This is a genomic window from Microbacterium sp. NPDC055665, assembly GCF_053618035.1.
Genome location: NZ_JBSHGY010000001.1, coordinates 823,178 through 844,204 on the forward strand (window position 1 = coordinate 823,178; position 21,027 = coordinate 844,204).

The window sequence follows — 21,027 nt, forward strand, 5'->3', positions numbered from 1 at the left end:
AGTCCCTTCCGCGTGACCGCTACGACTCCCGCCGACTTCCATCCGCTCGCCGCCTCCGTGCAGCCCGTGTTCGACACGGTGCTGTCCCGCAGCCCGTACGAGCCGGAGTTCCACCAGGCCGTCCACGAGGTGCTGCACTCGATCGCACCCGTCCTGGAGCGACGCCCGGAGTACGTCGACGGCGGCATCCTCGAGCGCCTGGTCGAACCCGAGCGGCAGATCCTCTTCCGCGTGCCGTGGATCGACGACGCCGGCAAGCTGCAGGTCAACCGCGGCTACCGCATCCAGTTCTCCTCGGTGCTCGGCCCGTACAAGGGCGGACTGCGCTTCCACCCCTCGGTGAACCTGTCGATCATCAAGTTCCTCGGCTTCGAGCAGATCTTCAAGAACGCCCTCACCGGTCAGGGCATCGGCGGCGGCAAGGGCGGGTCCGACTTCGATCCGCACGGCCGCTCCGACGCCGAGGTCATGCGCTTCTGCCAGTCGTTCATGAATGAGCTCTACCGCCACCTGGGCGAGCACACCGACGTCCCCGCGGGCGACATCGGCGTCGGCGGCCGCGAGATCGGCTACCTCTTCGGCCAGTACCGCAAGGTCACCAACCGTCACGAGTCGGGCATGTTCACCGGCAAGGGCACCGGTTGGGGCGGCGCCGAGGTGCGCACCGAGGCGACCGGCTACGGGGCGGTGTTCTTCGCGCAGGAGATGCTCGCCGTGCACAACGACTCCCTCACCGGCAAGCGCGTCGGCATCTCGGGCTCGGGGAACGTCGCCATCTACGCGATCCAGAAGGCCACCCAGCTCGGAGCGACCGCCGTCACGGCCTCCGACTCGTCCGGCTACGTCATCGACGACGCCGGCATCGACGTCGACCTGCTCCGTCAGCTCAAGGAGGTCGAGCGCGCCCGCATCGTCGAGTACGCCAACCGTCGTCCGAGCGCGCGCTTCGTCGAGGGTGGCAGTGTGTGGGAGGTCCCGGTCGACATCGCCGTCCCCTCCGCCACGCAGAACGAGGTGAGTCTCGCGGATGCCGAGGCACTGATCGCCAACGGCGTCCGTGCCGTGTCCGAGGGTGCGAACATGCCCTGCGTTCCCGACGCCGTCGAGGCCTTCCAGAAGGCGGGCGTGCTGTTCGCCCCGGGCAAGGCCGCGAACGCCGGCGGTGTCGCGACCTCGGCGCTCGAGATGAGCCAGAACGCCTCGCGGCAGCGCTGGACCTTCGCCGACAGCGAGAACAAGCTGCGCGAGATCATGGCCGACATCCACGATGCCGCCTTCGACGCCGCAGAGCGTCACGACGTCGGCGGCGACTACGTCGCCGGAGCTAACATCGCGGGCTTCGAGCGCGTCGCCGCCGCGATGCTCGCTCAGGGCGTCATCTGATCCGCACGACACGAGGCCGGGCATCCGCAGGGGTGCCCGGCCTCGTCGTATCCGGAGTGGCTCAGCCGGTGACCTCGCGGTCGTTGGCATGCCGGGCGAGCGAGCTCCCGTAGCGCTCGGTGAGCTGCACCATCAGGTCGGGGGTGTCGCGGTCGACGCCGAACACATGACCGGGGAAGTCGAGCTCGGGCTGCGCCGCCGCGATCTCCTGATCCCGGTCGGGTGAGAGCAGCTGCACGGGGTCGCCGACGGCCACCCACCCGATCGGGACCACTGTTCCCTCGGGGAGCACGGCGCGACGATGCACGATCGCGTTGACCCGCACCTCGCAGCGGGCCCCCACGAGGGCGCCGTTGAAGACACGGGCGCCGGACGCGAAGAAGACCTCCTCGCCCACCGTCGCCCCGGCGATGCTCGCCAGCGTGCCGATCAGCGTGTGCGCGCCGATATGGACCGCATTGGCCGCGGTGGCGCGGATCAGCGCGTTCTCCATCACGATCACGTTCTCGCCGAGGGTGATCGGTCCGCCCTCGGCCGTGATCACGGCGCCGTGCAACACCTGGCAGCCCGGCCCCACCTCCACATCGCCGGAGATGACGGCGGTGGGGGCGATGACGGCGGTGTCATGGATGCGGGGGCGAGCCCCGAGGTGCTCGTACAACATGCGGCCAGACTAGTCCCGCCACAGCCGCGAAAGCAGCCGCCGCACGCTACTCGGCTTTGACCGGCTCAGGGAAGATCGCGGTGAAAAGCTGCTCGACCCATTCGAGGAGCTGCGTGTCGGGCAGCGGCTCGAGCCCGACCCCGACAGCGGCGGGCACGGTCGGCATCGGCACGACCAGCGCCTCTCCCCCGGCCACGAGCTTCGCCTTCGGATACAGCCGCTGCAGTCGCACCTTGATCGAGTCCTCGAGCCGCGCCGGCGCGATGCGCAGGTTCGACCCCATCACGACCACGTCCGTCAGGCCTGCCCGCGCAGCCCGACGACGCAACCGCGAGATCGCCAGCAGTCCCTCGACCTCTTCCGGCGGCGTGCCGTAGCGGTCGACGAGCTCTTCGATCACGAGGTCGATGGCGCCGTCCTTCGCGGTGGCCGCCGAGGCCGCCGACAGCTTCTGGTACGCCTCGAGACGCAGCCGCTCGCTGTCGATGTAGTACTCGGGGATGCGCGCGTCCAGCGGCAGCTCGAGGCGCAGCTCCTGCCCCGTCTCGACCTCGTCGCCGCGGAACGTCGCCACGGCCTCGCCGATCATGCGCAGGTAGAGGTCGAAGCCGACGCCGGCGATGTGCCCGGCCTGCTCGGCGCCGAGCATGTTGCCCGCGCCGCGGAGCTCGAGGTCCTTCAGCGCGACCTGCATGCCCGAACCGAGCTCGTTGTTGACCGCGATGGTCTGCAGACGGTCGGCCGCGGTCTCGGAGAGCGGCTTCATCTCGTCGTACAGGAAGTACGCGTACGCCCGCTCACGCCCTCGCCCGACCCGACCGCGGAGCTGGTGCAACTGGCTGAGCCCGTACTTGTCGGCACGGTCGATGATGATGGTGTTCGCGTTCGAGATGTCGAGGCCGGTCTCGATGATGGTGGTCGAGACGAGCACGTCGAACTTGCGCTCCCAGAAGTCGTCGACGACCTGCTCGAGCTGATGCTCGCCCAGCTGCCCGTGCGCGACGGCGATGCGCGCCTCCGGCACGAGTTCCGCCAGCTGCGCCGCGACGCGCTGGATCGACTGCACGCGGTTGTGCACGAAGAAGACCTGACCCTCGCGCAGGATCTCCCGCCGGATGGCCGCGGCGATCTGCTTGTCGCTGCGGGGTCCGACGAACGAGAGGATCGGATGCCGGTCCTCGGGCGGCGTCGCGAGTGTGGACATCTCGCGGATACCCGTGACCGCCATCTCCAGCGTGCGCGGGATCGGGGTGGCGCTCATGGCGAGGATGTCGACGTTGGTCTTCAGCTTCTTCAGCGCGTCCTTGTGCTCGACGCCGAACCGCTGCTCCTCGTCGATGATCATCAGCCCGAGGTCCTTGAAGATGACCCCCTCCGTCAGGATGCGGTGGGTGCCGATGATCATGTCGACAGAGCCTTCCAGCAGCCCCTGGAGGGTGAGGCGGACCTCTTTGTCGGTCTGGAACCGCGACAGCGCACGCACCTTCACCGGGAAGCCGGCGAAGCGCTCGGTGAAGGTCTCCATGTGCTGCTTGACCAGGAGGGTCGTCGGCACGAGCATCGCGACCTGCTTGCCGTCTTGGATCGCCTTGAACGCCGCGCGCACGGCGACCTCGGTCTTTCCGAAGCCGACGTCGCCGGAGAGCAACCGGTCCATCGGGATCGGCCGCTCCATGTCGGCCTTGATCTCGTCGATCGTCTGCAGCTGGTCCTGCGTCTCGGCGAACGGGAATGCCTCTTCGAGCTCGCGCTGCCAGGGCGTGTCCGGGCCGAATGCGTGACCCTTGGCGCTCATGCGCGCCGAATACAGCTTGACGAGCTCGACGGCGATGTCGCGCACGGCCTTGCGGGCCTTGCCCTTGGCCTGCGACCAGTCGCTGCCGCCCATCTTCGAGAGGGTCGGGGCCTCACCGCCGACGTACTTCGAGAGGGAGTCGAGCTGATCCGTGGGGACGTACAGCTTGTCGCCCGGATAGCCGCGCTTGGACGGCGCGTATTCGAGGATGAGGTAGTCGCGCACGGACTTGGTGGCGTTGCGGCCGCCGGTGGACACCTCGCGCTGCGTCATCTCGACGAACCGCCCGATGCCGTGGGTGGCATGCACCACGAAGTCGCCCTGCTTCAGCTGCAGCGGGTCGACGACGTTCTTCCGCCGTGAGGCGAGCTTCTTGACGACCCGCTGGTCGCCACCGATCGTGCGTCCGTAGAACTCGTTGTCGGTGAGGACGGCGAGCTTCGCCTCCGGCACCTGGAATCCGGCTTCGACGGACCCCGTGACCAGGGTCGCGACACCCGCCTCCGGCGCATCGGTGAGGCTCTCGACGACGCGAGCCGCGAGGCCCCGATCGGACAGCACGTCGCGTGCGCGGTCGACCAGGCCGCTGCCGGCGGCGATCACCACCACGCGCCAGCCGTCGGTGACCTTGGCCTCGACGAACGAGATCGCCCCGTCGACGTTGCCGTGGAACGACGGGATGATGGCGGCGCCGAGGGTGGCGGCATCCGCATCGGAGGCCGCATCGCCGTCGCCGACGCTGATGCCGAAGGGGCTCAGCTGCCACCAGACACCACCCCGGTCGCGCACGACCTCGCGCAGTTCGGCGATCGTGAGGAAGTCGCCCGCCCCGAGGTCGATGGGCGCCGACGCGCCGGAGGTGGCCGCGCTCCAGGCGGCATCGAGGAACTCGCGGTTCGTGTCGCCCAGAGTGATCGCGCGCGCGGTGGAGCGGTCGGGGTCGACGACGGCCGTCGCCGCGCCCGCCGGCAGGTACTCGGCCAGGGACTTCAGCGGGCCTGCGACCGCGGGCAGGAGCGATTCCATGCCCTCGACCGGGATGCCCTCGGCCATCTTCTCGAGCATGCCCCTTATCGCCGGGAAACCCTCGATCAGACCGCGTGCTCGGTCGCGGACGTCGGCGGTCAGCAGCAGTTCGCGGCTGGGCGGAAGGTCGACGCCGGGCACGTCGCCCGGGAGCGAGCGCTGGTCGGCGACGGAGAAGGCGCGAATCTGGTCGATCTCGTCGCCGAAGAACTCGACGCGGAACGGGTGCTCCGAGACGGGAGGGAAGACGTCGAGGATGCCGCCGCGCACGGCGAACTCACCACGGCGGGACACCATGTCGACGCGGGAATAGGCGCGCTCCACGAGCTGCTCGACCACGCGGTCGAGCTCGTTGCCCCTGCTGCCGACGGAGAGCTCGAGCGGCGCGACCTCCCCGAGGTTGCCCGCGATCGGCTGCAGCGCCGCGCGCACCGAGGCGACGATCACGAGCGGGTGGTCGCCCGACCACTCGGCGATGCGGCGCAGCGTCTGCAGGCGCTGGCCGACCGTGTCGACGCTGGGGCTCAGGCGCTCGTGCGGCAGCGTCTCCCAGGCCGGGAACGTCAGGATGTCGGCATCGGGCAGGTAGGCGTGCATCGCCAGCGCCAGGCTCTCGGCACGGCGCCCCGTGGGGACGACGGCGAGGAGCGCCGGGGGGTGCCCGGCCGCCGCGCGCTTGCCGAGCAGGCCCGCGAGCGCCGGTGCATCGAGCCCGTCGACCAGCCCGAGGTCGGCATCGGTGTGCGCCCACTGCAGGGCGTCACGGTACAGAGACGCCTCTTCCAAGGCGCGCAGAATCCCCGGAACAGTCACCGGATAAGACTAGTCGCGCCCACGGACACTCCGGCTGCGCCCCGTTCCGAGGCGCCGATCTCAATAGGCTGTCGGGATGGAATCCGTCACCCTGACCACCGAACGCCTCGTCCTGCATGCACCGACGGAGGCGGACATCGATGCGATCACGGAGGCGTGCCAGGACCCGGAGATCGCGCGCTGGACGACGGTTCCGAGCCCCTACAACCGCGAGGATGCCGAGCACTTCGTGCGTCTCGTCGCGGGATCGTGGGCCGACGGCTCAGAGGCCGTCTGGGGCATGTACGCCGACGACGAGCTCGTGGGCATGATCGGTCTGCACGGCATCGCAGCCCACTTCACGGGCGCATCCGCCGAGCTCGGGCACTGGGTGACCCCGGCCGCTCGGGGCAAGGGTCATCTCTCCGAAGCGGCCCGCGCCGTGATCGACTGGGGTTTCGCCGACCTCGGCCTGGTCCGCATCCGCTGGCGGGCCGTCGCCGGGAACGTCCCCTCGGCGCGTGCCGCCCGCGCGCTCGGCTTCCGCTACGAGGGCCTGCAGCGGCAAGCCCTCACGAGCCCGCGCGGTCGCGACGACGGCTGGATCGCCGGTCTGCTGCACGATGACGACCGCGCACCGGTGGACTGGCCGATCCTCTGAGGCGCGATCGCCGCGGCCCGGAGCGTCGGCGCCAGGTGACAGTGTCGGCGGCCGGTGACAGGATGAACGCATGCCGGAGATGCCGGAAGTCCAGGGCCTGACCATGTTCCTCGCCGACCGTGCCGTGGGGCGCACGATCACCCGCGCGACCGTGTCGGCGATCGCCGCGTTGAAGACGTACGATCCCCCGATCACCGCGTTGCAGGGCGCCACCATCACGGCATCCGCTCGGCTCGGCAAGTTCGTCGTGCTGTCCTGCGGCGACGAGCTGCACCTCGTGTTCCACCTCGCGAAGGCCGGGTGGCTGCGCTGGTACGAGGTACTCCCGACAACGCTCATCAAACCCGGCAAGTCGCCGATCGCCGTGCGGATCGCGCTCGACGACGGCAGCGGGTTCGATCTGACCGAGGCCGGAACGAAGAAGTCGTTGGCCGTGTACGTCGTCCGTGATCCGCGCGAGGTTCCCGGCATCGCACGGCTCGGCCCCGATCCGCTCGACGACTCGTTCACCCGTGACGCGTTCGCCGCGCTGCTGGAGGATCGGCGGATGCAGATCAAGGGGCTGCTGCGTGACCAGGCGGTGCTCGCGGGGATCGGCAACGCCTACTCCGACGAGATCCTGCATGCCGCCCGGATGTCGCCGTACGCGATCGCCGGAAAGCTCGACGATACGGAGATCGACCGCCTGTACGGGGCGATGCGCGAGACACTCACCGAGGCGGTCGCCGAAGCATCGGGCAAACCTCCGGCCGACCTCAAAGACGCCAAGCGCCGCGGGATGCAGGTGCACGCGCGCCGCGGCGAGCCCTGCCCCGTGTGCGGTGACACGGTCCGCAGCGTGTTCTTCGCCGACCGCTCGCTGGAGTACTGCCCCACCTGCCAGACCGGCGGCAAGGTGCTCGCCGATCGGCGACTCTCTCGACTGCTGAAGTGATCGCGCCCCTGCCGGTCCATGTCTTGGAATGAAATGTGCGCAGATGCGTTGAGTACACTCAGAGCAACAACGTGCTCCGGGGTCGGTGGGAATCCGAACCGGCGGTGACAGTCCGCGAGCGTCTCGAGAGATCGGGATGCCGATCCGGTGGAATTCCGGGACCGACGGTGATGCGAGGGAGACCTCGCTAGTCCGGAAGGGAGGCAGCACGAGACGCATCCGTGCGTCCGTTCCGCCATCCCTGTCTGACCCCGAAGCCTCAGAGGAGGACGAGGGATGGCAGTCAACGCGGCAGAGCGCAGCGCGATGGATCGCGCGCTCCAGCTCGCCACGCGCGGACCCCGCGGGGCGAACCCGCAGGTCGGAGCGGTCATCCTCTCCCCCGACGGCACCGTCCTCGCCGAGGGCTGGCATCACGGAGCCGGCACCCCGCACGCCGAGGTCGACGCGCTGTCCAAGCTCGCGCCCGGCGATGCCCGCGGCGCCACGGCCGTCGTGACGCTCGAGCCCTGCAACCACACCGGCCGCACCGGTCCCTGTGCCGTCGCCCTGATCGAGGCGGGGGTCACCAGGGTCGTGTACGCCCTCGACGATCCCGGCGCCGAATCGGGAGGCGGGGCGGAACGCCTGCGCGCCGCCGGCGTCGACGTCGAATCGGGTGAGCAGGCGGATGCCGCGCAGGCGCTCATCGACGGCTGGCTCACGGCGCAGCGGCTGGGACGCCCGCACATCACGGTCAAGTGGGCGCAGAGCCTCGACGGCCGCGCTGCTGCTGCCGACGGTTCGAGCCAGTGGATCACCGGGCCGGCCGCCCGCGCCGACGTGCACCGCCGCCGCGCGGAGGCCGACGCGATCGTCGTCGGCACCGGCACCGTGCTCTCCGACGACCCCGCGCTCACCGCCCGCGACGGCGACGAGCTGCTGCCGCACCAGCCCATCCCGGTGGTCATCGGTGCGCGCCCGACGCCGACGGACGCCGCCGTGCACCGGCATCCGCACTCCCCCCTCTTCTACGAGACCCGTGATCTGCAGACGGTGACCGCGGATCTGCACGCGCGCGGCATCCAGAGCGTCTTCGTCGAGGGCGGGCCGACCCTGGCCAGCGCGTTCATCGAGGCGGGTCTGGCCGACCGCGTGCTCGCCTACATCGCGCCGGTGCTGCTCGGCGGTGACATGCTCGCCCTTCGCGACATCGGCGTCGCGTCGATCGACCAGGCGCGCCGCCTCACGATCGACGAGTGGGTACCCCTCGGGTCCGATCTGCTCGCGATCGCACACCCCGCAGCACCGACAGACCCTCAGAACGAAGGAGCCGCCTGATGTTCACAGGAATCATCGAGGAGATCGGCGAGATCACCGCGATCGCGCCCGCCGGCGACGGCTGGCGCCTGACCGTGCGCGCCCCCCGCGCGGCAGCGGACGCCGTGCACGGAGAGTCGATCGCCGTCTCGGGCGTGTGCCTCACGGTCGTCGGCTCCACCGCAGACACCTTCGACACCGACGTGATGAAGCAGACGCTCGACGTCACCGCGATCGGGTCGGCGATGATCGGCACGCGCGTCAACATCGAGAAGGCCATGCCGGTCGGCGCGCGACTGGGCGGACACATCGTGCAGGGGCACGTCGACGGAGTCGGCGAGGTGCTCGAGGTGCGACCCGGCGCCCAGTGGAGCGTCCTGCGCATCAGCCTGCCGTCCGACCTCGCCCCGCTCGTGGTCGACAAGGGCTCCATCTCGGTCGATGGGACATCGCTGACCGTGAGTGCCGTCAGCGAGCCCGCCGACCCCTCCCCCTGGTTCGAGGTCTCGCTCATCCCGGAAACCCTCGCCGCGACCACTCTGGGCAGTCGCGCGGTCCGCGACCGCGTCAACCTCGAGACCGACATCCTCGCCCGCCACGTCGAGCGCCTGCTCGCGTTCCGTGCCGCACCGGAAGGAGGCTCGCGATGAGCCTTTCCACCATCGCCGAGGCCCTGGAGGCGCTGCGCGCCGGGCGCCCCGTGCTCGTCGCCGACGACGAGAACCGCGAGAACGAGGGCGACGTGATCCTGTCGGCCGAACTCGCCACGCCCGAGTGGGTGGCGTGGACGGTGCGCTGGTCGTCCGGCTTCATCTGCGCCCCGATGCCGACCGATCTCGCCGATCACCTGAACCTGCCGCCGATGGTGGCCGCCAGCGAAGACGCCCGCTCCACCGCCTACACCGTGAGCGTGGACGCCGCCGAGGGCGTCACGACCGGCATCAGCGCCCACGACCGCGCGCACACGCTGAACGTGCTGGCGAACCCGGGCTCGACGGCGACCAGCATCATCCGTCCGGGCCATGTGCTGCCGCTGCGCGCGGTCGACGGCGGCGTGCGGGAGCGCAGCGGGCACACCGAGGCCGCCGTCGAGCTGATGAAGCTCGCGGGCCTGCGGCCGGTCGGCGCGATCGCCGAGGTGGTCGCCGAAGACGGCAGCATGATGCGCCTGCCCGGCCTGATCGACTTGGGCGCTCGCGACGGGGTGCCGGTCATCACGATCGAGCAGCTCATCGCGCACCTCAACGAGATCGACCCCGAAGGCGCCACCCCCTCGGCGCACCGCGGGCGCCGTGTGAGTCTGCGCGCCGACGCCACGGTCCCCACCACCCACGGGAGTTTCCGTTTCCTCGCCTACAAGGACCGGGTCACGGGCACCGACCACATCGCCGTCGTCTCGGGTGAGCTGGGCGAGACGGCTCTCGTGCGCGTGCACTCGGAGTGCCTGACCGGCGAGGCGTTCGGCTCGCTGAAGTGCGAGTGCGGACCGCAGCTGGATTCGGCGCTCGATGCGATCGAGGAGCAGGGCGGCGTCGTCATCTACATGCGCGGTCACGAGGGGCGCGGCATCGGCCTCATCAACAAGCTGCGGGCGTACAGCCTGCAGGAGGAGGGCCTCGACACGGTCGACGCGAACCTCGCGCTCGGGCTGCCGGCCGATGCGCGCGACTACGCTGCGGCGGCGGGCATCCTCGCTGATCTGGGCGTGTCGAAGGTGCGGCTGCTGACCAACAACACCGACAAGGTGGAACAGCTCCGCGAGCTCGGGCTCGACGTGATCGAGCAGGTGCCCCTGATCGTGGGCGTCGGGCCGAACAACCACCAGTACCTGGAGACCAAGCGTGACCGGATGGGTCACATCATCGGCGAAGCGGAACTCGCAGAGGCGCTCGCCCACGGGAAGGACGAGAAATGAGCGGCGCAGGAGCACCCGAGACCGGCAACATCGATGGACGCGGCCTGAACGTCGTGATCGTCGCCGGCACCTGGCATGAGACGATCTCGAACGGCCTCATCGCCGGTGCGGAGCGCGTGCTGAACGACGCTCAGGCCACGCACCGCCTCGTGCGGGTGCCCGGCTCCTTCGAGCTCGCTCTCGCCGCGCAGGCCGCGTTCGCCGGCGGCGCCGATGCGGTCGTCGCACTCGGCGTCATCATCCGCGGCGGAACCCCGCACTTCGAGTACGTGTCGGCCGCGACCACCGACGGCCTCACCCGCGTCGCGCTCGACGCCGGCAAGCCGGTCGGTTTCGGCGTGCTGACCCTCGACGACGAGCAGCAGGGTCTCGACCGGGCCGGGCTCGAGGGCTCCAAGGAAGACAAGGGTGCCGAGGCGGCCGACGCCGCGCTGCGCACCGCGCTCGTGGTCCGGGAGCTGCGCGGCTGAGTCGGCCGTCCACCTGTCGGGAGAATGACCGGGCGTAGGGGCGAAATCGGCGTTTCCGTCCGACATCCGTGCAATCTCCCGACAGGTGGACGCAGGCGAGCCCGCCGTACACCTGCGCAGGCCAGCCTGACCTTGCTAGCGCGGACCGACCCGCACCTCCTACGGTGAGGGCATGGAGACTCTGCGCCACATCGTGCTGTTCGTCCATCTCATCGGCTTCGCCGTGCTGTTCGGAGCGTGGGCGGCTCAGGCGTTCGGCGGCAAGCGCCAGATCACCAAGATCATGGACTACGGCCTGGCCATCGCCGGTGTCGCGGGCCTCGCGCTGGCTGCTCCGTGGGGCATCGAGTACGACCTCAACTACGTCAAGATCGGCGTTAAGCTCGTCGTGCTGCTCATCATCGGAGCCCTGCTGGGCATCGGCTCCGCCCGTCAGAAGCGCGGCGCGACCGTGCCGCCCGCCGTGTTCTGGCTGATCGGCATCCTGGCGCTCCTGAACGCGGGCCTCGCCGTCATCTGGCGCTGAGCCTCCCGCTTCCGCTGAGCCTCCGCGCCTCTGCTGAGGCCTCCCGAGTCCGCTGAGTCTCAGCGTCTGCGCGGCGCCGCCGTGCTCTCCCGGACGACGAGTTCGGTGCTCACCAGCGGCGTCTGCTGTCTCCCGGTGCCGTCGAGCTCGGCGAGCAGCGCGTCCACCGCGAGTGCGCCGACCCGTTCCGGGTGCTGCTGCACGGTCGTGAGGGGCGGCCACAGCTGCGCCGCGTCCGGCAATCCGTCGAATCCGACGAGGCTGACATCGCCGGGCACGTCGCGTCCGGCCTCACGGAATGCGCGGAGCACGCCGATCGCCATCTGGTCGTTCGCCGCGAACACCGCAGTGACGCCGTCGATCTCCCGGAGTGCGAGCCCCGCCGCATAGCCCGAGGCCGCCGACCAGTCGCCCTGCAGCGGCTCGGGCACGGGTCGTCCGTGCTGCTCGAGGGTCTCCTGCCAGGCCTCACGACGTCGCTCCGCCGAGTACGACCGCGAGGGGCCGGTGACGTGCCACACCGTGTCGTGGCCGAGTTCGAGCAGATGCTCGGTGGCCAGTCGCGCCCCCTGAGCCTGGTCGGTGTCGACGAACGGATGCGTCTCACCGCGGTTCGAGTCGACGAACACCACGGGCAGCGCCTCAGGAATCTCGATGTCGGCCTCGTCGAGCTGGTGCGCCTCGATCACGATGATGATGCCGTCGACCGCGTGCTCCTCCAGTCGCCGGAACGCACCGGCCACGGTCTCGCCGGCACTCGACTCCACGGGGATGAGGGTCAGGGCATAGCCGAGTTGCGCGGCGCGCACGGCGATGGCGTCGAGCGTGCGCTGGTTGCCATAGGAGCTGAACGAGAACATCACGACGCCGATGGTGCGGAATCGCCCTGATCTCAGTGCACGAGCGGCGCTGTTGGGTCGATAGCCGAGGCTGTGCATCGCGGCTTCGACGCGCTCGCGGGTGGCGGCGCCGACGTAGCCCCTGGCGTTCACGACGCGCGAGACCGTCTGCCCGGAGACACCTGCCTCCCGCGCGACGTCTTCCATCGAGGGCTCACGACGACGTGTCGACGTCTCCGTCGGTTGCGCTGGGATCACGATCACCCATCCCCTCATATGTTGACGTTGACACACTAGCAGCGCATCGAATATGTTGACGTTGACACACGGCGCACGCTGCGCCCGGAACGTAAGAAGGAATCGTCGATGACGACTGAAACCCCCGTAGCCCTGGGCGCCCCCGGCGTCCGGCGCCGCGACAAGCGCGACTGGAAGGGCTGGGCCTTCGTCGGGCCGTTCATGGTCGTCTTCGCCCTGGTGTTCCTGACACCGCTCGCCTACGCGCTGTACCTGAGCTTCTTCCAGGAGAAGCTCATCGGCGGCAACGCGTTCGTCGGGCTGGACAACTACGTCCGCGCGCTCACCGACCCGCAGTTCTGGGAGGCGTTCGGCCGCGTGCTGATCTTCCTCGTGGTGCAGGTGCCGATCATGCTGCTCCTCGCGCTCGGCGCCGCACTCGCCCTCGACAGCGCCCGTCTGCGCGGTGCATCGTTCTTCCGCATCCTGATCTTCCTGCCCTACGCCGTGCCCGCCGTCGTGGCGGTGCTGATGTGGGGCTACATCTACGGCGATCAGTTCGGCCTCACGAGCAACATCAACGACTTCCTCGGCGTCGACGCCATCACGCCGTTCGCGAAGGAATGGATGCTGCTCTCGATCGGCAACATCGTCACGTGGGAGTTCGTCGGCTACAACATGCTGATCTTCTACTCGTCACTCAAGACCATCCCGACCGACATGTACGAGGCCGCCTCCCTCGACGGCGCGGGGGCATGGCGCACGATCTTCTCCATCAAGATCCCCTCCGTGCGCGGCGCGCTCGTGATCGCGACGATCTTCTCGATCATCGGCAGTTTCCAGCTCTTCAACGAGCCGAACATCCTGCGTCCCCTGGCTCCGAACGTGATCACCACGTTCTTCACGCCGAACATGTACGCCTACAACCTGTCGTTCGCCGGACAGCAGTTCAACTACGCCGCCACGATCGCCATCATCATGGGCATCATCACCGCGGTCATCGCCTACGTCGTGCAGCTGCGCGGCTCGAAGTCGGAGGTGCGCTGACATGGCTCTCCCCCTCGCCCGCCCCTCCCGCCGACGCCACGATCCGATGAATCCGCGTAAGTCCAACACGCTGCTGATCGTCATGATCGTCTACGCGCTGTACACGCTCGTCCCGCTGGTCTGGCTGCTGTTCAGCTCCACCAAGACCCAGGCCGGGCTCTTCAGCTCCTTCGGCCTCTGGTTCGCCGACGACTTCGCGTTCTTCGACAATCTCGTCGCCACGTTCTCGTACCGCGACGGCATCTTCCTCCGCTGGCTCGGCAACACACTCCTGTACGTCGTGGTCGGCGCGGGCGGTGCGACGCTGCTCGCCACCATGGCCGGATACGGTCTCGCGAAGTTCCGCTTCCTCGGCAGGCGCGCGGTCTTCGCCGTCGTTCTCGGCGCGGTGGCCGTGCCCGGCACGGCACTCGCCGTCCCGACGTTCCTGCTTTTCAGTGAGCTGGGCCTGACCAACACCCCCTGGGCCGTGATCATCCCCTCACTCATCAGCCCCTTCGGGCTGTACCTGATCTGGGTGTTCGCCACCGAGTCCGTGCCGACCGAGCTGTTGGAGGCCGCGCGCATCGATGGCGCAGGAGAGTTCCGCACCTTCTTCACGATCTCGATGCGTCTGCTCGCACCAGGCATCGTGACGGTCGCGCTGTTCACGGTCGTGGCGACCTGGAACAACTACTTCCTGCCCCTGATCATGCTCTCGGATCCGGCGTGGTACCCGCTCACGGTCGGCCTGAACCAGTGGAGCGCGCAGGCCATCGGCGCGGGCTCGCAGCCGATCTACAACCTCGTGATCATGGGCTCGCTCCTCACGATCATCCCGATCGTCATCGCCTTCCTGCTGCTGCAGCGCTTCTGGCAGTCAGGTCTCACCGCGGGAAGCGTCAAGCAGTAGCCCCGCACTCCTTCCTCACCCCCTCGCGATCCGATGCTGGATCGCACCTCTCGAAAGGACACAGCAATGAAGCACCTTCCCTCACCGACACGGCGCGCCCTCGCGGTGCTCGCCGCAGGAACCGTGGCAGCACTGACGCTGACCGGCTGCAGCACCGGCAGCGACGCCGGCAGCGGCTCCGGCTCCGACGGCGGTTCCGGCTCCTTCGACTCCGTCGAGGCCGCACTCGAGAAGGGCGGCGAGATCACGTACTGGTCGTGGACCCCCTCTGCCGAGGCCCAGGTCGAGGCGTTCCAGAAGGAGTACCCGAACGTCAAGGTCAACCTGGTGAACGCCGGGACCAACAACGAGGAGTACACCAAGCTGCAGAACGCGATCAAGGCGGGCTCCGGCGCCCCCGACGTCGTGCAGGTGGAGTACTACGCCTTCCCGCAGTTCGCGCTGACCGACGCGTTCGCCGACCTGTCGAAGTACGGCTTCGCCGACTTCGAGGACGACTACACCGCGTCCACCTGGAACTCGGTCACCAGCGGTGACGCGATCTACGGCCTGCCGCAGGACTCCGGCCCCATGGCGCTGTTCTACAACAAGACCGTGTTCGACGCCGCGGGCGTCGAGGTGCCGACCACCTGGGACGAGTACTACGAGGCGGCGAAGAAGATCCACGCCTTGAACCCGGACGCCTACATCACCAACGACACCGGCGACGCCGGCTTCGCGACCTCCATGATCTGGCAGGCCGGAGGCAAGCCGTTCGAGACCTCGGGCACCGACGTCACGATCGACCTGCAGGACGAGGGATCGAAGAAGTGGACGGAGAACTGGAACCGCCTCGTCGAGGAGGATCTGGTCGCGCCCTACGGCAGCTGGAGCGACGAGTGGTTCCGCGGCCTCGGTGACGGCAGCCTCGCGACCCTCGTGATCGGCGCCTGGATGCCCGGCAACCTCATCACCGGCGCCCCCGACGGGGCCGGTGACTGGCGAGTCGCGCCGATGCCGACCTACGACGGCACCCCGGCCAGCGCCGAGAACGGCGGTGGCGGTCAGGCCGTCACGTCGCAGAGCAAGAACCCGGAACTCGCAGCCGGCTTCCTGTGGTGGCTGAACAACTCGGAGGAGAGCATCTCGATCTTCCTCGAGTCCGGCGGCTTCCCGTCGACGACCGCCGAGCTCTCCAGCGAGGAGTTCCTCGCCGATGCACCCGAGTACTTCGGCGGACAGAAGATCAATGAGGTCCTCGCGGCCGCAGCCGACGAGGTGGTCGAGGACTGGAGCTACCTGCCCTACCAGGTGTACGCGAACAGCATCTTCGGCGACACCGTGGGCCAGTCGTACCAGAACGGCACCGACCTGAACGAGGGCCTCACAGCCTGGCAGGACGCGCTGGTCGAGTACGGCAACGCGCAGGGCTTCACCGTCAACAAGTAACACCCGCGGCTGAGCCGGCTCCGGGCGGGGCCGGCTCAGCCCCTCGATCGAAAGCACTCCGACACGTGACCACGTTCTCTCTCGGCGACACCGACTTCCTCCGCGACGGTCAGCCGCACCAGGTGATCTCCGGCGCCATCCACTACTTCCGCGTGCACCCGGACCTGTGGCAGGACCGCATCCGCAAGGCGCGGCTGATGGGCCTGAACACGATCGAGACGTATGTCGCCTGGAACGCTCATGAGCCCCGGCGCGGCGAGTGGGACGCGACCGGATGGAACGACCTCGGACGCTTCCTCGACCTCGTTCATGCCGAAGGCCTGGATGCGATCGTGCGCCCCGGTCCTTACATCTGCGCCGAGTGGCACAACGGCGGGCTGCCGGTGTGGCTGACCGGGAGCATGGATGATCTGCGGTCGTCCGCGCCCGACTTCCTCGTCGAGGTGAGCGCCTACCTGCGCCGCGTGTACGACATCGTCGCGCCGCGCCAGATCGACCGGGGCGGGCCCGTCGTGCTCGTGCAGATCGAGAACGAGTACGGCGCGTACGGCTCGGACAGGGCCTACCTCGAAGCTCTGGTCGCCGTCACACGGGACGCCGGCATCACGGTGCCTCTGACGACCGTGGATCAACCCGTCGATCAGATGCTGAGCGACGGCAGCCTTCCCGAACTCCACAAGACCGGCTCCTTCGGATCCCGCAGCGCGGAACGACTCGCCACCCTGCGCCGCCATCAGCCGACCGGGCCCCTGATGTGCTCGGAGTTCTGGGACGGCTGGTTCGACTGGTGGGGTGGAGTACACCACACGACCGATGTCGCCGCTGCGGCAGCCGATCTCGATGCCCTCCTCGCGGCCGGAGCCTCGGTCAACATCTACATGTTCCACGGCGGAACGAACTTCGGTCTCAGCAACGGCGCGAACGACAAGGGCCGCTACCTGCCGCTCGTGACGTCCTACGACTACGACGCGCCGCTCGACGAGGCCGGCAACCCCACGGAGAAGTTCTTCGCCTTCCGAGAGGTGATCGCGAAGTACGCCCCAGTGCCGGACGACCTGCCGGCACCCGCGAGCACCGCACCCGCCTTCGACGTCCCGCTCTCCCCCGCCGGGGCGTGGACGGATGCCGCCGGATCCGGTGCGGTCGCGGCCCAGCCGCAGACCTTCGACGCCCTCGGACATCTGAGCGCCCTGGTGCGGTACGACGTAGACCTTCCGGACAGGAACGGCGGTCTCCTCCTCATCGACGAGGTGCGCGACCTCGCCTGGGTCAGCGTCGACGGTGTGGCCGTCGGCACGCTCTCCCGTACACGAAACGACCGTGCGCTCCGGATTCCTGCCGGCCGCACCCTCAGCATCCTGGTCGAGGACCAGGGCCGGGTGAATTACGACCACCGGCTCGGCGAGGAGAAGGGACTGATCGGCGAGATCACTCTCGACGGCGTTGCCGTGACCGGGTGGCGCTCGACACCGCTCGACGTCACCGCCATCGCCGACGCCATCGCCGACCTGCTCACCTCGGATTCCGCGCGCGGCGAGCTGCCCGGTGGCCCCACCGCCTGGAGCGCCGAGTTCGACCTGGACACCGCGAGCGACCTCTTCCTCGACACCGCGTCATGGAGCAAGGGATACGCATTCGTCAACGGCTTCTTCCTCGGCCGCTACTGGCGCAACGGGCCGCAGCGCACGCTCTACGTGCCCGCTCCTGCGACGCGCCCCGGCGGCAACCGGCTCGTGGTGCTGGAGCTCGAGCAGATCCTGACGCCCACCGCCTATTTCGTCGACGCACCGGCACTCGGCGTCACGGAGGAGTGACCCGGGAGCGACCTCCGGTGCGCGACCAGAGCCCGATCGATTCTCTCCCGACATCGGCATCGTTGATCCGCTGCCAGTTGCGCCCTCCCCTGGCAAAGGTCGCACGCACGGCGGAGGGGACGTCGGCGGGTGGCGTCGGTGCATCGAGCCATCGGCACGACCTGACGTGCACGAGGTCGACGTCTCGCGCTGCCGGGGCGGTGTCGTAGCGCCACGGCCCGTCGAGCATGCCCAGCCACACAAGCCCCTCGTCGTCACGTGTCCAGACGAACGCCCCATCCGGTGCCGCCGCGAATCGCTCGAGGCGTCGAGCCATCCGCTCGCCGTAGGCGGAATCGACCGAGACGAGTGCGTCCGCGAAGGAGGCGGGCGGTGCGTCCAGCACACCGCCCACGCCGCAGACGCCGACCGCGAGCGCGCGCTCCACGGCGGGCCCGTCGGGGACCCGGTCGTCCCGCGAGCGCATCGGAGCGCGGTAGACAGGCGGATGATTCACAAGGCCACCCGCATCGCGGCCACGGAGGTGCCGTCGATCGTGACCCACATCATGGTGCACGCCGGCTGCCGACGGCGGTCCGTGGGCGACCCGGGGTTGAGCAGCCGCATGCCCGAGGGCGACACGGTGTCCCACGGGATGTGCGAGTGCCCGAAGACCAGGAGATCGACGCCGGAGTATGCCTGGTCCATCCGCTCCTCGCGCTTGCGGGACTCCCCCGTCTCGTGCACGACGGCGATGTCGACACCCTCGACCATGAACCGGGCGACCTCGGGCAGCCGCGCGCGCAGCTCGGGCCCGTCATTGTTGCCGTACACGCCGTGCAGCACCCGCGACCGCGCCTCGAGCAGATCGAGCGTGGCCTCGTCGACCCAGTCGCCTGCGTGCACGACCACGTCGGCCTCGTCGACCGCCTGCAGCACCGCGTCGGGCAGACGCCGGGCCCGTTTCGGCACGTGCGTGTCGGCCAGAAGCAGCATCTTCGTCGTCATCGTTCCCCCGCCTTTCGCCGCCTCCGACTCTATGCAACGGCATCGCTCGCCGGATGACACGCGAAACGCGTACACAGCCAACACTCAGGGAGGCGTAAACTCACCGAGTCCCCGGTATACCAAGGGGCTGAACGGAGGAGCCTCATGAGTACTGCCACTGCGCCCGCGAACCCGCGCTCGCGCGTCATCACGGCGAGCCTGGTCGGGACCACGATCGAGTTCTACGACTTCTACGCGTATGCGACAGCAGCCGTGCTCGTCTTCCCGGTGCTGTTCTTCCCGACCGGGGACGACACCACCTCGCTCCTCTCGTCGTTCGCGGTCTTCGGCGCCGCGATGGTCGCTCGTCCCATCGGCGCCGTCGTGTTCGGTCACTTCGGCGACAAGTTCGGTCGCAAAGCAACCCTGGTGGCATCGCTGCTGACGATGGGTATCGCGACCTTCGTGATCGGTCTGCTCCCCACCTACCAGGACATCGGCTGGTGGGCGGCGCTCCTGCTGCTGATCCTGCGTCTCGCCCAAGGCTTCGCGCTCGGTGGCGAGTGGTCGGGGGCGGCTCTGGTGGCCACCGAGAACGCCCCGAAGGGCAAGCGCGCCTGGTACGGCACCTTCCCGCAGCTAGGCGCACCGCTCGGCTTCATCATCGCCAACTTCCTCTTCCTCTCGATCAACTGGCTGCTGCCGCACTCCGAGAACCCGGCGCTCAAGTCCGAGGCGTTCCTCTCCTGGGGCTGGCGCATCCCGTTCCTGTTCTCGGCCGTCATGGTGATCATCGGCCTGTGGGTGCGACTGAAGCTCGTCGAGTCCGACACGTTCAAGAAGGCGGAGACGAAGGGCGTGATCCGCAAGCTCCCGCTCGCGACCGTGTTCCGTCACCACTGGAAGCAGCTCATCCTCGGCACGTTCATCATGCTGGCGACGTACGTGCTGTTCTATCTCATGACGAACTTCACGCTCGCCTACGGCACCAAGCCCGCGTCGCTCGAGACCGCGTCGGCCGCCGCGAAAGCCGCAGCCGAAGCTACGGGTGCCCCGTTCGACCCGACCAAGTTCGCCGCGCAGTTCTATCCCGGCCTCGGCTTCGGCTACACCGACTTCGTGCTGATGCAGATCATCGGCGTGGTGTTCTTCGGCATCTTCACGCTGCTCTCCGGCCCGATCGCCGACGCGGTCGGACGCCGGAAGCTGCTGCTCTGGGTCACCGGCGCCATCATCGTGTTCGGCTTCACGTTCAACACCTTCCTCCTCCCCGCCGTCGACCCGAAGTTCACCGGTGCACTCGCCCAGGCGTTCCTCGTGTTCGGTTTCATGCTGATGGGCGCGACATTCGGACCGATGGGCGCCCTGCTCCCCGAACTGTTCCCGACGAACGTGCGGTACACGGGGTCGGCGATCGCCTACAACGTGTCGTCGATCCTCGGCGCGGCCGTGGCACCGCTGATCGCGCTCTGGCTGTGGGCGCTCGGCGACGGCGCGCCGTGGCTGGTGGGCCTCTACCTATCCGCGATGGGTGTGCTGACCTTCATCGCACTGCTCCTCTCCCCGGAGACGAAGGACCACGACTACGACGACGACCTCGGGGTCGCCGCCGCCGTCGAGCTCTGATCACGGAGAGCGGCAGCCGCCGGCGTCGGCGTCGGGGCTGCCGCTCCCGCAGGACTCAGATCAGCACGCGGGCGTGACGCCCGTCAGAGGACGATGACCTCGCAGTAGCGCGCCGCCGTCTTCGCGAGCTTCCGGTCGAGCGTGAGCAGCGGAATGCCGAGGGCCTCGGCAAGAGCGACATACCCGGCGTCGTAGGCGGTGACATCGTCTCGCAGCATCCAGATCCGCGGTATCAGTCGACGCAGCGGGTGCCGCGTGATCTGCAGCTCACCGAAGAGGTCGAGCGCCTCCCGTGCACGGTGGGCGGGCAGACCATCGTGGAGCGTCTGCCGCCGCAGCACCGACAGCACCTCGATGTCGAGTCCGGCGTGCGCGTGGAAGTCGTCACCGTGCACCCACTCACTTGTGCCCAACAGCGCATCGATCGCCGCGGAGGCATCGAGCACGACCGCGGTGGTCACGGAGCGAGCTCATCGTCTCTGTCGGCACGAGCCGCGTCACGCGCCGCGAGGATCTGCCTGCGCGTGAGCGCGCTTCCCTGCTCCGCCGACCGCTCGCGCGCAGCCGCGATGATCTCCGCGTTCGTCCGGTATTGCACGAGGTCCGCGAGTTCGCGGGCGACATAGTCGGACAGCGACATTCGCTCCGCGGCGGCGCGTTCCTTGAGGCGTGAATGAACGTCGTCCGGGAGATTTCGTACCTGCAGCATCCGA

The 21,027-nt window shown here is 68.9% G+C and carries 20 protein-coding genes and 1 riboswitch; of the genes, 13 read left to right on the forward strand and 7 right to left on the reverse strand.

The annotated features are described in order from the left end of the window. Positions 1–12: 12 nt before the first annotated feature. Positions 13–1,383: an NADP-specific glutamate dehydrogenase gene (gene gdhA, locus ACWGO6_RS03970; protein ID WP_452325883.1), complete on the forward strand. Its 1,371-nt coding sequence runs from the start codon at positions 13–15 to the stop codon at positions 1,381–1,383. A gap of 61 nt (positions 1,384–1,444) precedes the next feature. On the opposite strand, the gene ACWGO6_RS03975 is transcribed toward gdhA, so the two are convergent. Both ACWGO6_RS03975 and mfd read right to left on the reverse strand, forming a co-directional pair. Continuing rightward, complete coding sequence (locus tag ACWGO6_RS03975) at positions 1,445–2,047, reverse strand: gamma carbonic anhydrase family protein (RefSeq protein ID WP_452325884.1); 603 nt, start codon at positions 2,045–2,047, stop codon at positions 1,445–1,447. A gap of 46 nt (positions 2,048–2,093) precedes the next feature. Further along, positions 2,094–5,681 carry a transcription-repair coupling factor gene (gene mfd / locus ACWGO6_RS03980; RefSeq protein WP_452325885.1) on the reverse strand — a complete coding sequence of 1,196 codons (3,588 nt, stop codon included), beginning with the start codon at positions 5,679–5,681 and terminating at the stop codon, positions 2,094–2,096. 76 nt (positions 5,682–5,757) lie between these two features. On the opposite strand from mfd, the gene ACWGO6_RS03985 reads away from it, so the two are divergent. From ACWGO6_RS03985 to ACWGO6_RS04015, 7 genes are all read left to right on the forward strand, one after another. Next, positions 5,758–6,321: a GNAT family N-acetyltransferase gene (locus tag ACWGO6_RS03985; RefSeq protein ID WP_452325886.1), complete on the forward strand. Its 564-nt coding sequence runs from the start codon at positions 5,758–5,760 to the stop codon at positions 6,319–6,321. Positions 6,322–6,391: 70 nt separating this feature from the next. Then, positions 6,392–7,255, forward strand: a complete 864-nt coding sequence (locus ACWGO6_RS03990; protein ID WP_452325887.1) for an Fpg/Nei family DNA glycosylase — start codon at positions 6,392–6,394, stop codon at positions 7,253–7,255. A 68-nt stretch (positions 7,256–7,323) separates the two neighbouring features. Continuing rightward, positions 7,324–7,468: riboswitch (FMN riboswitch) on the forward strand. 63 nt (positions 7,469–7,531) lie between these two features. After that, complete coding sequence (gene ribD / locus ACWGO6_RS03995; protein ID WP_452325888.1) at positions 7,532–8,575, forward strand: bifunctional diaminohydroxyphosphoribosylaminopyrimidine deaminase/5-amino-6-(5-phosphoribosylamino)uracil reductase RibD; 1,044 nt, start codon at positions 7,532–7,534, stop codon at positions 8,573–8,575. Continuing rightward, positions 8,575–9,204: a riboflavin synthase gene (locus tag ACWGO6_RS04000; protein WP_452325889.1), complete on the forward strand. Its 630-nt coding sequence runs from the start codon at positions 8,575–8,577 to the stop codon at positions 9,202–9,204. Before ribD ends, ACWGO6_RS04000 begins: the two co-directional genes overlap by 1 nt. Then, positions 9,201–10,469: a GTP cyclohydrolase II gene (ribA, locus tag ACWGO6_RS04005; protein WP_452325890.1), complete on the forward strand. Its 1,269-nt coding sequence runs from the start codon at positions 9,201–9,203 to the stop codon at positions 10,467–10,469. Before ACWGO6_RS04000 ends, ribA begins: the two co-directional genes overlap by 4 nt. Then, positions 10,466–10,939, forward strand: a complete 474-nt coding sequence (gene ribH, locus ACWGO6_RS04010) for a 6,7-dimethyl-8-ribityllumazine synthase (protein ID WP_136043479.1) — start codon at positions 10,466–10,468, stop codon at positions 10,937–10,939. Before ribA ends, ribH begins: the two co-directional genes overlap by 4 nt. Positions 10,940–11,111: 172 nt before the next feature. Next, complete coding sequence (locus ACWGO6_RS04015; RefSeq protein ID WP_452325891.1) at positions 11,112–11,465, forward strand: Fe-S protein; 354 nt, start codon at positions 11,112–11,114, stop codon at positions 11,463–11,465. Between the two features lie 59 nt (positions 11,466–11,524). Here ACWGO6_RS04015 and ACWGO6_RS04020 read toward each other — a convergent pair whose 3' ends face one another. Next, positions 11,525–12,511, reverse strand: coding sequence for a LacI family DNA-binding transcriptional regulator (locus tag ACWGO6_RS04020; RefSeq protein ID WP_452326111.1), 987 nt, complete (start codon positions 12,509–12,511; stop codon positions 11,525–11,527). A 159-nt stretch (positions 12,512–12,670) separates the two neighbouring features. Here ACWGO6_RS04020 and ACWGO6_RS04025 point away from each other — a divergent pair, with 159 nt between their 5' ends. The 4 genes from ACWGO6_RS04025 (at position 12,671) to ACWGO6_RS04040 (ending at position 17,722) form a co-directional block, all read left to right on the forward strand. Continuing rightward, positions 12,671–13,588 carry a carbohydrate ABC transporter permease gene (locus ACWGO6_RS04025; protein WP_136043477.1) on the forward strand — a complete coding sequence of 306 codons (918 nt, stop codon included), beginning with the start codon at positions 12,671–12,673 and terminating at the stop codon, positions 13,586–13,588. Between the two features lie 46 nt (positions 13,589–13,634). Next, entirely contained in the window at positions 13,635–14,480 is an 846-nt protein-coding gene (locus ACWGO6_RS04030; RefSeq protein WP_136043646.1) for a carbohydrate ABC transporter permease, read from the forward strand. A gap of 66 nt (positions 14,481–14,546) precedes the next feature. Beyond that, positions 14,547–15,908, forward strand: a complete 1,362-nt coding sequence (locus tag ACWGO6_RS04035; protein WP_452325892.1) for an ABC transporter substrate-binding protein — start codon at positions 14,547–14,549, stop codon at positions 15,906–15,908. A 65-nt stretch (positions 15,909–15,973) separates the two neighbouring features. Continuing rightward, entirely contained in the window at positions 15,974–17,722 is a 1,749-nt protein-coding gene (locus tag ACWGO6_RS04040) for a glycoside hydrolase family 35 protein (RefSeq protein WP_452325893.1), read from the forward strand. On the opposite strand, the gene ACWGO6_RS04045 is transcribed toward ACWGO6_RS04040, so the two are convergent. Next, entirely contained in the window at positions 17,709–18,188 is a 480-nt protein-coding gene (locus tag ACWGO6_RS04045; RefSeq protein ID WP_136043474.1) for a GAF domain-containing protein, read from the reverse strand. The genes ACWGO6_RS04040 and ACWGO6_RS04045 overlap by 14 nt on opposite strands. 26 nt (positions 18,189–18,214) lie before the next feature. Continuing rightward, positions 18,215–18,709 carry a metallophosphoesterase family protein gene (locus tag ACWGO6_RS04050; RefSeq protein ID WP_452325894.1) on the reverse strand — a complete coding sequence of 165 codons (495 nt, stop codon included), beginning with the start codon at positions 18,707–18,709 and terminating at the stop codon, positions 18,215–18,217. 144 nt (positions 18,710–18,853) lie between these two features. Here ACWGO6_RS04050 and ACWGO6_RS04055 point away from each other — a divergent pair, with 144 nt between their 5' ends. Next, positions 18,854–20,314 carry an MFS transporter gene (locus tag ACWGO6_RS04055; protein ID WP_136043472.1) on the forward strand — a complete coding sequence of 487 codons (1,461 nt, stop codon included), beginning with the start codon at positions 18,854–18,856 and terminating at the stop codon, positions 20,312–20,314. An 83-nt stretch (positions 20,315–20,397) separates the two neighbouring features. Here ACWGO6_RS04055 and ACWGO6_RS04060 read toward each other — a convergent pair whose 3' ends face one another. Beyond that, complete coding sequence (locus tag ACWGO6_RS04060) at positions 20,398–20,775, reverse strand: type II toxin-antitoxin system VapC family toxin (RefSeq protein ID WP_452325895.1); 378 nt, start codon at positions 20,773–20,775, stop codon at positions 20,398–20,400. After that, positions 20,772–21,023 (reverse strand): FitA-like ribbon-helix-helix domain-containing protein, encoded by a 252-nt coding sequence (locus tag ACWGO6_RS04065; protein ID WP_452325896.1) that lies wholly within the window; start codon positions 21,021–21,023, stop codon positions 20,772–20,774. Before ACWGO6_RS04065 ends, ACWGO6_RS04060 begins: the two co-directional genes overlap by 4 nt. Positions 21,024–21,027: the final 4 nt, after the last annotated feature.